Consider the following 15,669-nt stretch of genomic DNA (forward strand, 5'->3'; position numbering starts at 1 on the left):
GACCCGGACACAACCCGCTCGCCCGTGATGTCCGCCAAGCCTCACACCATGGCTGCGGCCTGGGTTCCGATCCGGTCGCACAACTCCGTGAGCGACACGCCGGCGAGGTCGCTCTCAAGACCCGCCGCCGACCCGGCCGCGAGCTGACCCTCGAACCGCTGCACCGCGGTAACGATCGTGGAGTGGTTCGGCCGTCCCATCTCCCTGGCGATCTCCGGGAAACTGGCGGTGGTGAGCCGCCGGGCGAGATGCGAGACGATCGACCTTGCGAGGACGACTCGCTTGTGGCGGCCGCGGCCCGTGAAGTCCTCCTTCTCGACGCCCAGCATCTCGCACGCGGCCAGGATGATGTGTGCCACCCTCACCGGCCGGCGGGGTCGACCGCTCGCAGCGCCCGAATCACCCAGCAGGGCCGTGCGGACGGTGACGAGCCCGATCGATGTCGCAACGGTCCCCGCATCCGACGCGGGCATGAGGCGCCACACCGCCTCGACCCGTGTGACCATTCCCTCCAACTCACGGATGGAGGCGGGCGTTCGGGCCGCGGGGGGCCCGGCCAGTTCGGCGATCGCCTTGACCGCGGCCTCCTCCATCGGAAGGCCGCGGCGCTGGGCGATCCTCCGAACCAGCCGCTCACGCAGTTCCCGCTCGGGCGGGCGGATCTCGACGACCATGCCGGCCATGAAGCGAGAAACAAGGGCCTCGCTGAATCGCGAGATCTGGCGAGGGTGCCCGTCGGAGGCGAGCACCACCCGGGCGCCGGAGAGATCGATCGCATCGAAGGTGTGCAGCAGTTCGCTCTGCGTCGCCTGCTTGTTGGCGAGGAAGTGGACGTCGTCGATGCACAGCAGGTCAACCGCCCGGTACTGGCGCCTGAACTTCTCGCACGCCGCGGGGCCCGCACGCACGGCGGCGATGAACTCGTTCGTGAACGCTTCGCCGGTCGTGTACCGGACGATCGCGGCCGGGTTCAGCTCCTTGAATCGCCGAGCGGTGCCCTGCAGCGCGTGCGTCTTGCCAAGGCCGCACTGCCCGTGAACGAACAGCCGAAGGATCGACGACGAATCGGGGGTCGAGATCGCCATCGCCGCGTTGTGCGCCAGCCGATTGCTCTCGCCGACGACGAAGTCATCCAAGGACGCCCACTGCTGCCGGCGCGATTGAACCCGCGGACGATCGGCGCTTCGCTGCTCAGCCGGCGCGGACGGTCTCGCCTCGCCCGGATCCGCCGGGATCGGCGCGGTCTCGACCACGAACTCCACGCCGGCATCGGGTTCACCCGACTCCACGCGAGCCGCCTCGGTGAGGGCTGTGCCGTACCGCCGCAGCAGCAGGTCGGCCATGAACCGGCTCGAAACCCGCACCTCGAGGCGCTTGCCGCGCCAGGTCAGCAGCGACGGGTTCCCGAAGTACCGCCGGCACGACTCGGCGTCCATCTGGTCCGCCACCCGCGCGACGATCCTCGTCACGACCGGGCAGGCCGAACCGACGCCCGGACGCCCCGCAGCGCCCGGTTGACCACCGCCCGCGGCGCGTACCGTGCGTCCGCGGGCGAGGTCCTCTCGCGACGCCGGGCCGGCGCCATGCCGGGCCTTCGTCGGAGCCCCCCGTCTGGGGCCCTGGGCGTCCGCCTGACGCCCGGGTGCCGATGAGTCCTTCGTTGCAGCGCACACATCGCTTGCAGCGTGACGTGTCTCCACAGGTCACACCTTTCCTCTCCCTGCCCAGCGAGGCCGACAATTCTGGTCAAGAACATCGCGCCGCTCCGGTGCAGCCGAGACCGCCCTTGGTCATGGCCGAAAACCGAGTCCGTCCACGCGGCTGCAGCGAACGCCAGGATCGAGAGCGCGATGACACCACCACGGCGCCGCGGGCGCTCCGCTTCGTGTCGTCATGCCGTTCTCGATTCTCGGCGGTGCCGGGCCCGAAGCGCCGTGCACCGTCGTCTCGTTCGCAACAACCGTTGGTCGTTCCGTGACCGGGCGGAAACATACCGCGCCGGCCCCGACGCCTCAACACACGCCTGCACACAATCTTCACCGAGCGCACCAAGAGCCGCAGATTTCAGGCACTTGCGCGACGAAAAAAATCTTGTCCACGGCACGCCGATCAACGGCTGGATTCTCCGTGGATAACTCGAGCGGACGCTCCGCTACGCCGGCGCGCCAAGGCGCCGAACGAAGGGAATCCTCGATGAAAACGGGCTGAAACCCGCGCGCTCGTACAGCGCCATCGCCGGCGCGTTGCGCGTGTCGACCGCGCACGTCACCCACCGCTCACCTCTTCCCGCGAGCCGGTCGAGCGCTCTCGCGAGCAGCGACGCACCGAGCCCCCGTCTCCGCACCGCTGGCGCCAGACCGAGGTACACCAACTCCACCGAGTCCTGCTCCGGGCACGCGCTCAGTAGCACGCAGCCGTGATGCCGCTCGCCGCCGATTGGCTCACGTGATCGCAGCACCCACCACAGGTTGGGGTCGTACACCCCAACCGCCTTGTGCGAGTCCAGCACATCGCTTACGTCGCGCAGCCCTGCCAACTCGGGACAGTCCAGGGTTTCGATGTACGACCGCTCCAGCACACCCGAGAGCACCGCTTCCGCACCACTTAGCTCCGGCATCGCGACGAGTTCGAACCCCTCCAACACCGCCGCGCCCTGCCAGTCTTTCCCCGAGGGCATCCGGCGCCTGAGGTAGGCCAGTTCGCCCAGGCGCGTAAATCCCGCGTCCCTCATCGCCGCCGCGGCATCGGTCTCGGTGGCTTCCAGCAGGCCCTGTCCCAGGCGGGCCCCCCGGCCCGTCCGCGGGCCGGCGGAGCCAATCGCGGTGCATGCTGCTTCGAGCAGCCCCACCCGCTCGGCGTGCGCGGCGGCCCTGGCCCCGTGGTCCCGCTTGCCTCCGGGCACACCCGAGGAAACAAACAGGTTGGCAGTTCGCCCGCTCCCGACCACGGCCAGGCACACCTGCCGCACCACCGGCCCCCCGGGGAGGGCCGATGCGGGCCCCGCAACCGCCCCCTCCTCGATAGTCGCCCAAAAAAGCGACAGATCGATGCCGAACTCCCGGGCGTTCTGCACGAATCGGATGGCGGCGGCCCGCCGCTCTGCGGGGGCGGTGGATCGGGCCCGGTCGCCGACTAGCCGTTCGGCCGCCGCGAGCTCCCACGTGGGTTCCACGGGCACAACCTTGACCGCCGCCGTTGTCACACGCTCCCCTTCGTGCCCAGCCCTGTTTGACGGACGCCCGCGACCCATTAGACTAGAACGTTCCGAACCGACCACCCGCCCGGAGTCCCGCCGAATGCCGCAACCGAGCCAGCCGCGTCAGTTTAGCGTTGCCCGTCGTACCGGATTGGCGGCCGTGGTCCTCGCCGCGTTCGCGATACTCGCCGGCGCCATGGCGCCCGAGCCGGATCCGGTGCCACGCCGCTGGCAGCTCGATGTTGCCGAGGGCCCGATGCGAGTCATCAGTCTCTCGACGCCAGGGACCGGGCCGCGGACCTACCTGTATTTCACCTACACCGTGACCAACAACTCCCCGGACGACCAGCTCTTCGCCCCGTCCTTTGAACTGGCGAGCACCGCGGGGGACCTCATCCGGTCAGGCCGGAACGTTCCCGTGGACGTCACCCGGCAGATCGTTGAGAGCCTGGAAAACCCCATGGTCCAGGATCAGATCAAGATCATCGGTGAGCTTCGCCGGGGCGAGGAAAACGCCAAAACCGGGGTGATCATCTTCGAAGCGGGTTCCATGGCCCCCGCGGAACTCACCCTGTACGGAGCGGGCTTCTCCGGGGAGACCGCCAAGGTCAAGACCCCGGGCCAGGCCGAGGAGAAGACCCTCAGGAAGACCCTGATGATCCGCTACCGGGTCCCCGGGACGCTGGTCGGGCAGGGATCCACCCCGCTCGAGGTCATCGAGAAGCGCTGGATCATGCGATAGAACCCCGCTATCGTTCCCGCCCGTCGCTGGAGGCCGCTGGCCCCCGCGATGATTGGGCATTACGCGCGGAGTTCTTCGTCATGGCACACAAAAAGGGACAGGGCTCGACCCAGAACGGGCGGGACTCCAACCCCCAGTATCGCGGTATCAAGCTCTACGGCGGCGAGGTCGCCCAGCCGGGTTCGATCATCGTCCGGCAGGTCGGCACGCCGTTCATGCCGGGCTACATGGTCCGGCGTGGCAAGGACGACACCCTCTTCTCGGTGGCGCACGGCAAGGTCGTGTTCCAGGGGCGGAAGGTACACGTCGACCCGAGCGATCCCGCCACGCCGCGCCCGATCTGGCTCGCGCAGAACAAGGCCTAGTGTCGCTCCGGCGGACCCTTCGATGGATTCTCCAATGAGGCCCAGCGCTCCCCGCCGGGCCTCAGTTTGTTTTTGAAGCCCGTGCGTTCCGGCACGGGCCCCGCAACAAGGTGCCCGACCGATGTCCCATGACGCGTCCCATCACGCCAAGGGCTTCCACGGCCCCCTCTGCTGGGTGATCAGCGCGATCGTCGGCGCTCTGATCGGCTACGGCCTCACGTTCGTCCTTCCGGCGAACTACCCCGCGCCGTCGTCGGGCGATGACCACCCCCGCGGCTCGGTGATCGAGCGACGCAGCACCGGCGAGGTGCGCACGGTCAGCGGCCCCGGCGCAGAGAAGAATCAGCATGGGGAACCCGGGGGTGCCGGCTGGTCCCACGCGGTGGCCCCGACGATCCCGCTGGTACTGTGCATCCCCTTTGCCCTGCTGCTGGGCAGCATCGCGCTGATGCCGTTCATCAGTTTGCGGTTCTGGCACCATCATTACCCCGACTTTGCGTTCTTCCTCGGCTCAGCGGTGCTGGTGTACTACCTGGTTGCGTTCGGGGGCTACGGCCGGCATGAGATGCTCCACGTGGGGCTGGAGTACTACTCCTTCATCGCGCTGGTCGGCGGGCTGTACGTGGTGTCGGGGGGCATCATGGTCAACGTCCGAGCCCGCGGCACGCCCCTCAACAACGCCCTGGTTCTGGCCGGCGGCGCCGTGCTCGCGAACCTGATCGGGACGACGGGCGCCAGCGTGGTGCTGATCCGGCCGTTCATGCGGATGAACGCCGGACGCCTCCGGCCGATCCACGTGGTGATGTTCATCTTCATCGTCAGCAACTGCGGCGGCTGCCTTACGCCCATCGGCGACCCCCCGCTGTACCTGGGATACCTCAAGGGCGTCCCATTCGCATGGACCCTCACGAGCCTGTGGCCGATGTGGATCGCCTGCGTGGGCGGGCTGCTGGCCGTGTTCATCGTGATCGACACCGCCATCGGACGGACGGCCGTCAGCGAGCACGCCGCCGAGCACCCTCCTGGCGAGGCCCGCCCCCTGCCGGTGTCGCCGGTGAGCGTGCACGGGGCCTCCGCGGTGATCTGCCTGGCCCTGCTGGTCGCGGGGGTCTTCATCGATCCGCTGCTCAAGACCTACGCCGGCATCTCCGGCCTCCCGGTGGGCGCCACGTTCCAGATCATCGTCGCGGCGACGGCCTACGCGATCGCGGACCGCAAGTACCACGATGCGAACTCGTTCAACTTCGAGCCCATCAAGGAAGTCGGCCTGCTCTTCGTGGGGATCTTCGCCACGATGGCCCCGGCCCTGGGGTACCTGCAGACCCATGGCGGGAGCCTGGGGCTCGAGACACCGACCCAGTTCTTCTTCGCCACCGGCGTCCTTTCGGCGGTGCTCGATAATGCCCCGACCTATCTCTCCTTCCTGCAGGTGGCCTTCGCCGCGATCGGGCTCCCGGTCGACCCCGAGGGCATCCGGATGTTCATCGACAGCACCTACACCATCACCCACGCCGACGGCAGCCCGCCCGTCACCGTGTCCGGACCGGTGATCCTCGAGTCCATCTCGCTCGCCGCGGTCTTCTTCGGCGCCATGACCTACATCGGAAACGGCCCCAACTTCATGGTCAAGTCGATCGCCGAGTCCAACGGGCTGCGCATGCCGTCGTTCATCGGGTATGTCGGGTACGCGGTGGTCCTGCTGGCGCCGGTCATCGTGGTGGTCTGGGCGATCTTCATCAAGTAGAGCCCCCACTTGGCCTCGTTGCGGCCCGGCACCCAGCGCGGGCCGATATTGACGCGTGCCCGATGATCAGCCGCCCCAGCCCGCCCCCGGTCGCACGCCCGATCCCAAGGGCGACGAGCACCACTCCCATCGTGCACTGGCCGGCGCGGTACGAGCCGTCTCCGGCGTGACCCTGCTCTCCCGTCTCGGCGGCCTCGTGCGCGATGTGCTCCTGGGGCGGATCTTCGGCAACACCGCGATGGGGTCCGCTTTCGCCGCGGCCTTCGCCATCCCGAACATGTTCCGCCGCCTGTTCGGCGAGGGCGCCCTCTCCGCCGCGTTCATCCCCGAGTACACCGACGCCCTGAAAGACGACCCGGCGCGCGCCGACGAACTGGCTTCTCTCACCGTCCGGATCCTGGGTGCGGTCGCCGGCGGGTTGACCGTCGTCATCGAGCTGGTGCTCCTGGCCCTGCTGCTCACCCTGCCGCGCGACGCCGACCGCGAACTCTCGCTCCGGCTGATCATGGTCATGCTGCCGTTCATGCCCATGATCTGCATCGTGGCGGTCCTCGCCGGGATGCTGCAGGTCCACGGCCGGTTCGCGGCCTCCTCCTCAGGCCCGCTGCTGCTCAACGGGTTCATCATCGCGGTCGGTCTGTACCACGAACTGTTCGCCACGCACGCCACCGAGGGCACGGCCTACGCCCTCGCGATCGCGACGCTCCTCTCGGGCTTCACGCAGGCGTTCTGGTTCGCCCGACTGCTGAGGCCGCACGTCCGCTGGACCCGCGTGTTCGCCCACGTCCGCGACAGAGCCTCCCGCATGCTCCACCGCTTCATCCCGGTGATGATCGGCATGGGCACGCTGCAGCTCAACGCCTTCCTGGACACGCTCGTCGCGATGTGGCCGATCTGGGTCGGCCCGACGCTGCTGGGCTACGCCTACCCGCTCGACGACGGCTCCAACATCATCCTCTCGCTCACGACCCGCCTGTACCAGTTCCCGCTCGGAGTCTTCGGGATCGCGGTGGCCACCGCGACGTTCCCGCTCCTGGCCAGGCACACCGACCGGCCCGACCTCTTCATCTCGACGCTCCGTCGCGGCCTCAGGCTCTCGATGTTCATCGGGCTGCCGGCGTCGATCGGCCTGGTGCTCGTCAGGAGCGACCTGACCCGCGTCTTGTTCTCGGGCGGCACATCGGGCTTCGACGAGCAGGGGCTGGCTCGCTCCGCCGCGGTCCTCGCCGGGTTTGCGCCGGGGGTGTGGGCCTATTCGATCAACCACGTCCTGACCCGCGCGTTCTACGCACGCGGCGACACGCGCACACCGATGCGGATCGCGATTGCTATGGTCGGCGTCAATCTCGCCCTCAACTGCACGCTGATCTGGTTCCTCCGGGAGGCGGGCTTGGCCTGGGCGACCTCGACCTCCGCCGTGGTCCAGTGCGCGGTGCTCGCGATCGTCTGTTCGCGCACCCTCAAGATCCGCATCCTGGACCGGGACACGGCCGTGGCGTTCGCCCGGCTCGTCGTGGCCGGGCTCCTGATGGGCCTCGCCGTGTGGCTCGCGATCACGTTCATTCCATCGCCCCCCGGATGGAGGGGATCGATGGTGCGACTGGTCGAGGCCTGCCTTGTCGGCGTCGGGGCGTACGCCGCCCTGACCTCAATCTTGCGCGGGCCCGAGCTCGCCTGGCTTCTCAAGCGTTCGTGACTCGACGGCCGACCAGAAAAAGCGGTCGGTGGTCATGACGACCGCCGGACGTCCGGAGATTCGCAATGAAACTGCCCGCAGGCCGCCGCTGCCTTCTGCTCGCCCTGATCGCTCTTCCTCTCACCGGGATGATCCTCCTCGTCGCCGGATGCAACACCATGAAGGGCATGGGCCGTGACATCACGTCGGCGAGCACCGACATCGAGTCGAGCGTGTTCGGCTCGAGTGAAACGGGCGCACCGCCACCCCGCCATAAGTAGCCTCGGCCGTTCCGGATCGACGCCGCGGCGACCGGGGTGGTACGCTTGTCTCGGCGTGCCGACGCCGGCGCCGGCGCTGCACGGCCACCCCCGCGCCGCGACCGTCCGCGGCCGGGCCGCGCCACCCCTGACCGCCCGAGGTCCGTTTGGCCATCGATCTCGCCGGAAAGCCCATCGCCATCACCGGTGCTTCGAGCGGCATCGGTGCCGCCACCGCCATCGCGTGCGCCAAGGCCGGGATGCCCGTGGCCCTCTCCGCCCGTCGGGAGGACAAACTCCGCGAGGTCGTCGACCGCATCACGAGCGCCGGTGGCAAAGCTATCTGCGTCCCGGGAGACGTCACGGACCCCGACGACTGCCGCCGCCTGATCGACGAGTGCGTCGCACGCTTCGGCTCCATCTACGCGGTCTACGCCAACGCCGGGTACGGCCTCGAGCGTCCCGTCCTCGAGATGACCGACGCAGAAATCCGCGCGATGTTCGAGACCAACTTCTTCGGCTCGCTCAACGTCATCCGCCCCGCCGTCGCCCGCATGCTCGCCAGCCCTGAACCGCCCGGCGGGCGGGGACCGCGGGGGCACGTGCTGCTGTGCTCCTCGTGCGTCGCCAAGATGCCGCTTCCGTACTACGCGGTCTACTCCGCGACCAAGGCCGCGCAGAACCACATCGGGCGGTCCATGAACCTGGAACTTCGGCCGCGGGGGATCCAGGTTTCCACGGTGCACCCCGTGGGCACGCGGACCGAGTTCTTCGACCAGGTGAAGACCCGCAGCGGCAGCGCCAAGCTTGTCGAGCACTCGCCCGACATCTTCATGCAGAGCCCCGACCGCGTCGCCCGCGCCACGCTCCGGTGCCTACGGCGGCCGCGCGCCGAAGTGTGGACCAGCACCGCGATCCGGCTGGGCATGGCGGTGTGCACCGCGTTCCCGGGCATCGAGGACGCCGTGCTGCGCCGCATGGTGACCAAGCGGCTCCGCAACCACGCCAACGCGGCGACCCAGGCCCAGGCGCCGCGCTGATCCTCCCGATCTTTCAGGGTCACGCCGCGCCGACCGGCCCGATGGCTCTCCGCACCGCGGCGACCGACCGCAGCACCGCGGGCACGTCCGCAAGCCGCATCATGGTCGCTGCGTCGCTGAGCGCCTTCGACGGCTCGGGATGGCATTCGAGGAACAGCGCATGGACGCCCGCGGCGGTCGCGGCGCGCGCGAGCATCGCCGCCATCCCCGGCTTGGCCCCGCCCGTGACCTTCGCGCCCCCCTCCCAGCCGCCCGGCCGCTGCGTCGAGTGCGTGCAATCAAAGCACACCGGCGGGCTCCCGCCGTCAAGCCCCAGGCTCATCAGCTCGGCGACGCCGATGAAGTCGTTCACCAGCCGGCCGTAGCCGAAGAACGTCCCCCGCTCTGTGAGCATGACGTTCGTGCACCCTGCCTCGGCCAGTTTCTCGACCGGTCCGACCATCTCGCCGGGCGACAGGAACTGCCCCTTCTTGATATTGACCCCTCGCCCATGCTTCGCGGCGGAGCGTCCCGCGGCTACCAGAAGGTCGGTCTGCCGGCACAGGAACGCAGGAATCTGGAGGAGGTCCACGCCCGCTTCCGCCGCGGGCTCGGCCTGGTTGATCTCGTGGATGTCCGTGGTGACCGGGACGCCCAGTTCGCGCCGGATCGCCGCCATCCACTTCAGGCCCTGCTCAAGCCCCGGGCCTCGGGCCGAGTTGATCGACGAGCGGTTTGCCTTGTCGAACGACGCCTTGAAGACGTACGCGAGCCCCGCGCTGTCGCACGCGGCCTTTACCACGCGCCCGACCTCGAGCCCGAGTTCGATGCTCTCAAGGACACACGGCCCGGCGATGATCGCCAGCGGCCGCCCCTCCCCGATCTCCACGCTGCCAGCACGGCACAGCCTCGCCATGGCCATGACAGTAGCCACCCATCCGCCGCGGGCCGCCGGCGTGGCCGGATCAGTACTTCGAGGTGCCGATCACGCCCGAGGCCCAGGTCTCGACGTTGTCGAGCCAGCCCACGATGCGGTACCGCTGCGCTCCGATGATCACCACCAGCGCTCCAAAGAACGCCACGCGGTACCGCCAGAGCGACCGCTCCATCGAATCCATCTTCTCTTCGGGGCTCTTCACAGCCATGACTCGTCCCAGCCTTTGTTGACCGAGTGCGTACGTCTGCGGCCCGGCCCTTCGCCGGCCGTGGCGGCCACGTCGCCGCCCGCTATCCCCATCGTCCAGCGGACCGGTAAGAGTTCAGCCCGGAGCGAGATAAGCGTGATGGGACGTACGAAGTTGCGTTATCGGCCCTGCCGCTCAGTGCTCGGCGGGCGGCCGCGTCGAAGACGGGGCGTTCCTCGGCCACTCCGCCAGCAACTCTTGCGCTCGCGAGGTCCACTGGCCGGCCTTCTCCGCATCGCCAGCCTCGGCGTACAGCGTGCCCACCTGCGCCGCCAGTTCGGGGTTGCGGGGGGACCGCTCGGCCTCCGCGAGCGCGATGTCGATCGCGTGAGACAGGGCCTTCCTGGACTTGTCCGTCTCGCCCACGAGCCCCAGGGCGCGGGAGATCTGACGCAGCGTCTCCGCGCTCCGTCGGAACCGGTGCCCGTACGCGAGCGCGGCCGCCTCGTCCAGCAGCGCGATGCCGCGTTCCCGCTGCCCCACCTGCGCCAGCAGCATGCCGGCGTCCTTCTTCGTCACCGGATCCCCGGGCCGCAGAACGATCGCCTCGTCATACAGCCGCACGGCGTCATCGACCCGGCCGCTGCGGGCGTAGTTGGTCGCCAGCGCGGCTCTCAGCCCGTTGAGTTGCGGCTGCGCGGCGAGCGTCGACTCGAAGACGCCAGTCACCTCGGCCTCGCTGGCGCCGCGCGATCGCATCAATGATCCGAGCTCGCTCACGAGGACGTCGGTCGGTCGCCCGTGCTGCATGATGCGGAGCAGGTCGCGCTCGGCGCGGTCCTTCCGCCCGGCGATCAGCTCCAGGTAGGCCGTCTTGAGCAGGTCGTCGGGCCCCAGCCGCCACCCCCAGCCGCCGGCGTCGGGCGCATCCGCCCGGCGGTAGAGCGCCAGGGCCTTTGCGGCGCTTCGCTTCACGTCCTCCGGCGCCTTGAAGCCCGGCGCCATGGCCTCCGCTGCGCCGATCCCCGCTTGTTCAACTTCCAGGCCTTTGAGGCCCGCCGCGAAGAGACTCGCGCGGACCGCCCCGCCCCACGCCCCCGCGCCCAGAAACACGACCGCGATCAGCACGAACACGACCCCGGCCCGCGCCAGGCTCCCCTTGTACTTGAGTTGCCACGAGTGCAGGCGCACATTGTCCAGCCTCAGAAGCCGCCAGAGCGTCCACGCGAGGTAGGTCCCGATGCCCGCGAGCCCCATCGCCATGAGCAGCGGCACCATGTTGAACATCTGCCGGAACCCGAAGAACAACAGCAGGAACACGAGGCCGAAGACAATGTCCTCGCGGCGCGTCGTGTCCCACTGGCGCGGGTTGGCCTTCTTCGCGGCCAGCCGTTTCGTCGCGGCTTCGTCGCGGGGTCTGGCCATGACGGTCGGCGCGCCAAAACCGAAGTACAGCGCGTCGTTGGGGCAGACGCTGACGCAGTCCATGCACTTCATGCACCCAGGGTCCACGACCATCCCAAAGTCGCGGACCTCCTCGTGCACGCGCACGTTGCTGGTGCACACCGCCGTGCAGTGCCCGCACCCCTCGCACGCGTCCGTGACGCGGATCTTCCCCGGCGCGACAAGGTCGGCGGGCGCGAAGAAGCCGCCGTACGGACAGCCGTACGTGCAGAACCCCTTGGAGCCCAGGAAATACACGATCGCGAACCCGCACACAAACAGGAAGGGGATCGCGACATACCACGGCGGGAAGGTCTTCCAGAAGTCCTCGACGATCAGCCCGCTCGACCACCCCGGGAAGTCGTGCGCCTCGCCGATCCAGGGGGCGAACGAGGCCCAGTGATCTCGCCCCACGATCAGGTCGCGCAGGACCAGCCGCCGGAAGGTGGGCCAGACGAACATGTACATCGCGAGCACCAGGGGCGCCAGCATCAGCAGCCGCGACCGCCACGCCCGCGGCCGGAGGCCGACCTTCTCCATCATCCACGAGCACAGGTCCTGCAGCGCCACGATGTGGCACCCCCACCCGCAGACGTACCGCCCGAAGACCAGCGTCGCGACAATGGCCGAGACGAAGAAGATGAACCCGGCGTTGATCGCGCCCGTCTCGATGGTGTACATCGACTCGCTCGGCTCGATCGGGGAGATCGTCTCCCGCACCCCGTCGCTCATCCCCGAGAGCCACCACACGATAATGTGGGCCGCCATCAGCACGTTGAGCAGGATCAGCGCGCCGGCCCGCCACCACGACGCCCTGGACCGGCGGATCTTCGTGCCGTGCCCGCCCACGTGCATGCTCTGCACCACGGGCAGCGACATCACCACGCCGCGCTTGGATTCGCAGACTCCAGCATCGTGTTGTTGGTTGGACGCTTGACCCATGAATCCGTCATTCTCGACACCATACGGTACGGGCCGGAGCGTGCCTGGGATCTCGCTATCGGCCGTCCCCTACCCGCCGTAGCCGCCTCCCACCTCGTCCCGGACCATCCAGATCTCCGGGAAAAACCGGATTGCCAGCGTGCTCGCCAGGTATTTCGCCCCCGACGACCCGCCCGTGCCCATCATCCCGCCGATCATGCGCTCCACCATCTTGACGTGGTGGAACCGCCAGATGGAGAACAGCTCCTCCATCTGCAGCAGGTGTTCCGCAAGGAAGAACTGGGGGAAGTGCGCCTCCGACTCGCGGTACAGGCGCGTCAGGCTCGCCACGACCTCCTTGCTTGCCTCGTGCGGCTGCGAGGTGTCGCGATCCAGCACGGACTGGGGGATCGTGAACCCGGCCCGGTGGATGTGCCTCAGAAAGTGGTCGTAGATCGTCGGCGCCCGAAGCGCCGCCTCAAGGTCGGACCGGATCGCCGGATCGTCCCCCGCCAACGCGAGCATCTTCGGGTTCTTCGCGCCGCACAGGAACTCGATCTTGCGGAACTGCACGCTCTGGAACCCGCTCGCGGTTCCCAGGTTCGAGCGGAACTTGGCGAACTCCACCGAGAACATCGTCTCCAGCAGCGGGATCTGCTCGATCAGCAGGTGCTGCACGCGGTGCACACGGTGCAGCAACTGGCTCGCCCGCAGCGCCTGGTCCTGGTCGAGCCAGTCGCAGATCGCGCCGAACTCGTGCAGGATCTGCTTGAACCACAGCTCGTACACCTGGTGGGACAGGATGAACAGCAGTTCATCGTGATGGGCCGGCTGCGACCGCTCTCGCTGCAGCTCCAGCAGTTGCGGAACACGCAGGTACGAGCCGTAGGTCACCTTGTCGCCTTCGGTTGTCATGGTCACACTCTACCCGCCGCCTGGGGTGCACGCGGCGCCGCGTGCCGGCCCCTCGACACGCCGGAGCGGCCCGGCGGGGGCCGAGGTATCCTCTCCTGCGATGAACACCAATCTCGTCGGAAAGCGTGCTTTGGTCTGCGGCTCCACCCAGGGGATCGGCCGGGCCTGCGCCCAGGAACTGGCCCTGCTCGGGTGCCGCGTCACCCTCCTGGCTCGTGACGCCGACCGCCTGCGCACCGTCACCGCGGAACTGCCCACCCCCGCCTCCCAGAAGCACGACTTCCTCGTCGCCGACTTCTCAAGCCCCGAGACGGTCAAGGTCGCGGCGGCCTCCGCGGCGGAGGGCTCCGACCCCTGCCACATCCTGATCAACAACACCGGCGGCCCGCCCGGCGGACCCGCCCTCGATGCCTCCACCGAGGCCTACCTCGCCGCGTTCTCCGCCCACATTGTCTGCAACCAGATCCTGCTGCAGGCCCTCGTGCCGGGGATGAAGGCGGCCACGTTCGGGCGGATCCTGAACATCATCTCAACCAGTGTGAAGGCCCCGATCCCGAACCTGGGCGTGTCGAACACGATCCGCGCCGCCGTGGCCTCCTGGGCCAAGACGCTGGCCAACGAGCTGGGCCCGTTTGGCATCACCGTCAACAACATCCTGCCCGGGTTTACCGACACCGCAAGGCTGACTGAACTGTTCAAGAGCCGCGCGGCCAAGACCGGGAAGCCCCTCGATGCGGTCACCAAGGAGGCGATCGCAACTATCCCGGCAGGGCGGCTGGGACGGCCGGAGGAGATCGCGGCCGCCGCGGCGTTCCTGGCAACCCCGGCGGCGGCGTACATCAACGGCATCAACCTGCCGGTGGACGGCGGACGGCTCGGAACGCTGTAGCTAGCGCCGCGCCATCACCGATCACGCACCTTCCGCTCGCCCTTCTCCACATACCCCTTGAGCCCCTCGTCGCCGAAGAGCATCCGCCACCCGTTCTCCAGCGACGCGGCGGTCCCTTCGTCGACTCTCCCGAAGACCCCGTCGCGGAGCCTCAGCGTGCACCCCCGCTCCCCCGGCAGCAACTCGATCCGGACCATGGTCGTTGCCGGACCCCCGAACGACGGGGTCAGGTGACCGGCAAACTCCAGCACCCGGCCCTCGTCGAACACCACGACAGTGCCCCACACAGCGCCCGACGACCCGCCCCAATCCTCGTACATCCGGCCGCCGATCTTGGCCTCGATCCGGAAGCCGCGGGCCAACGGGCTGGTGTAGAAGTCGCGGTGCCACCATTTGCCGGTCTCGTCGACCAGCGCACGCCACACCCGGTCGGCGTCCGCCGCGATCGCGACATCAATCTCGATGGTCACCGCGCCGCACGCCTCGACGCGGGCACGCGGCGTCGCCTGCCTGGCCACTCGGTTCTCCCGTCGGCGGCTACTTGGTGCCAGCGCCCGCGTTCGCCTTCGATCGCTTCAGGTGGAAGATCGTCTTGTCCGGGCTTTCCTTGCCGTTCTGGAAGGACGTCCACTCCTCGGTGATCGTGTCGTCGTCGACCATGGTGATCGTCAGACCGCCCATGTAGTTGCCCTTTGCGGGGTCCAGGTTGGTGCCGTCCATGAACGTGAACGCGAACACCTTCGGGTCTTTCTGCTCAGCGCACTTCATCCGCGGCTGGTTCCCACCGGCGCAGTAGTGCGTCACGAGCATGTCCGGGCCGTCCATAACGTACATGTTGGTCATCTCGTGGTTCGTGCCGGGGAACATCGTCTCCACGATCGCGCTCCCAGCCGAGGACACCCGGAAGACGCAGACGCCGTCCGGCTTCCCGTCCTTGTCCGCATCGTCGGTCTCCCACGTACCCGCGAGCTTCTTCATGCTGTCGAGACGAGTCGGAGCCTTGTTGGCCTGCTTGTCGGGTTCCCCCATGCCGAGCCCGATCGCCGCCGCCGAGATCACCGCCAGAGAGAGGATGGTCCGTTTCATGGCTTGCTCCTGTTCAACAGCCCGCGGCGACCGCCTCGGGCACTGAACGGTTATACCGCGCCACGCCATGCGGGGCTGATGGATTCAAGGGGGGATTGAGGGGTCCAGTCAGGCCTATCACAACCATCGGACGGGGGACAGGCCAAAACTGTATTGGTCCAAAAACAACCCAACCGTCGGCTGCCCGCCGGCGGTTGGATCGTCTCTCTCAAGACGTTGTCGTTGAGTCGTCCCTGCCCTGGCGCCTCTCACAACGCCAAGAAGGAACTCCACGGGGCAAAGGTACATCA

At 68.4% G+C, this 15,669-nt stretch carries 15 protein-coding genes; 7 read left to right on the forward strand and 8 right to left on the reverse strand.

Annotation, left to right across the window (positions count from 1 at the left end; translation table 11 throughout):
- Positions 1–41: 41 nt before the first annotated feature.
- Both KF745_06930 and KF745_06935 read right to left on the reverse strand, forming a co-directional pair.
- Positions 42–1,469 carry a hypothetical protein gene (locus KF745_06930; GenBank protein MBX3358144.1) on the reverse strand — a complete coding sequence of 476 codons (1,428 nt, stop codon included), beginning with the start codon at positions 1,467–1,469 and terminating at the stop codon, positions 42–44.
- Positions 1,470–2,152: 683 nt separating this feature from the next.
- The gene (locus KF745_06935) at positions 2,153–3,172 is read right to left on the reverse strand and encodes a GNAT family N-acetyltransferase (protein ID MBX3358145.1); all 1,020 of its coding nucleotides are present in this window, start codon (positions 3,170–3,172) and stop codon (positions 2,153–2,155) included.
- A gap of 124 nt (positions 3,173–3,296) precedes the next feature.
- Here KF745_06935 and KF745_06940 point away from each other — a divergent pair, with 124 nt between their 5' ends.
- The 6 genes from KF745_06940 to KF745_06965 all read left to right on the forward strand — a co-directional run bounded on the left by KF745_06940 (position 3,297) and on the right by KF745_06965 (position 9,022).
- Positions 3,297–3,938, forward strand: coding sequence for a hypothetical protein (locus tag KF745_06940; protein ID MBX3358146.1), 642 nt, complete (start codon positions 3,297–3,299; stop codon positions 3,936–3,938).
- 80 nt (positions 3,939–4,018) lie between these two features.
- Positions 4,019–4,303: a 50S ribosomal protein L27 gene (locus KF745_06945; protein ID MBX3358147.1), complete on the forward strand. Its 285-nt coding sequence runs from the start codon at positions 4,019–4,021 to the stop codon at positions 4,301–4,303.
- Between the two features lie 121 nt (positions 4,304–4,424).
- A complete protein-coding gene (locus KF745_06950) occupies positions 4,425–6,047 on the forward strand; it encodes a sodium:proton antiporter (protein MBX3358148.1) in 1,623 nt (540 codons plus the stop codon).
- A 55-nt stretch (positions 6,048–6,102) separates the two neighbouring features.
- Positions 6,103–7,743, forward strand: a complete 1,641-nt coding sequence (gene murJ, locus KF745_06955) for a murein biosynthesis integral membrane protein MurJ (protein ID MBX3358149.1) — start codon at positions 6,103–6,105, stop codon at positions 7,741–7,743.
- Between the two features lie 65 nt (positions 7,744–7,808).
- Complete coding sequence (locus tag KF745_06960) at positions 7,809–8,003, forward strand: hypothetical protein (GenBank protein ID MBX3358150.1); 195 nt, start codon at positions 7,809–7,811, stop codon at positions 8,001–8,003.
- 146 nt (positions 8,004–8,149) lie between these two features.
- A complete protein-coding gene (locus KF745_06965) occupies positions 8,150–9,022 on the forward strand; it encodes an SDR family NAD(P)-dependent oxidoreductase (protein MBX3358151.1) in 873 nt (290 codons plus the stop codon).
- 19 nt (positions 9,023–9,041) lie between these two features.
- Here KF745_06965 and kdsA read toward each other — a convergent pair whose 3' ends face one another.
- The 4 genes from kdsA to KF745_06985 form a co-directional block, all read right to left on the reverse strand.
- Entirely contained in the window at positions 9,042–9,917 is an 876-nt protein-coding gene (gene kdsA, locus KF745_06970; protein MBX3358152.1) for a 3-deoxy-8-phosphooctulonate synthase, read from the reverse strand.
- Positions 9,918–9,966: 49 nt separating this feature from the next.
- Positions 9,967–10,146 carry a hypothetical protein gene (locus tag KF745_06975; protein ID MBX3358153.1) on the reverse strand — a complete coding sequence of 60 codons (180 nt, stop codon included), beginning with the start codon at positions 10,144–10,146 and terminating at the stop codon, positions 9,967–9,969.
- 174 nt (positions 10,147–10,320) lie between these two features.
- A complete protein-coding gene (locus KF745_06980) occupies positions 10,321–12,510 on the reverse strand; it encodes a 4Fe-4S binding protein (GenBank protein ID MBX3358154.1) in 2,190 nt (729 codons plus the stop codon).
- A 69-nt stretch (positions 12,511–12,579) separates the two neighbouring features.
- Positions 12,580–13,404, reverse strand: coding sequence for a hypothetical protein (locus KF745_06985; GenBank protein ID MBX3358155.1), 825 nt, complete (start codon positions 13,402–13,404; stop codon positions 12,580–12,582).
- Positions 13,405–13,504: 100 nt separating this feature from the next.
- Here KF745_06985 and KF745_06990 point away from each other — a divergent pair, with 100 nt between their 5' ends.
- Positions 13,505–14,293 carry an SDR family oxidoreductase gene (locus KF745_06990; GenBank protein MBX3358156.1) on the forward strand — a complete coding sequence of 263 codons (789 nt, stop codon included), beginning with the start codon at positions 13,505–13,507 and terminating at the stop codon, positions 14,291–14,293.
- A gap of 14 nt (positions 14,294–14,307) precedes the next feature.
- On the opposite strand, the gene KF745_06995 is transcribed toward KF745_06990, so the two are convergent.
- Positions 14,308–14,811 (reverse strand): SRPBCC domain-containing protein, encoded by a 504-nt coding sequence (locus tag KF745_06995; GenBank protein ID MBX3358157.1) that lies wholly within the window; start codon positions 14,809–14,811, stop codon positions 14,308–14,310.
- A gap of 19 nt (positions 14,812–14,830) precedes the next feature.
- A complete protein-coding gene (locus KF745_07000) occupies positions 14,831–15,379 on the reverse strand; it encodes a hypothetical protein (GenBank protein ID MBX3358158.1) in 549 nt (182 codons plus the stop codon).
- Between the last annotated feature and the right edge of the window lie 290 nt (positions 15,380–15,669).

Source organism: Phycisphaeraceae bacterium (assembly GCA_019636655.1).
Classification (GTDB): Bacteria; Planctomycetota; Phycisphaerae; order Phycisphaerales; family UBA1924; genus JAHBXB01.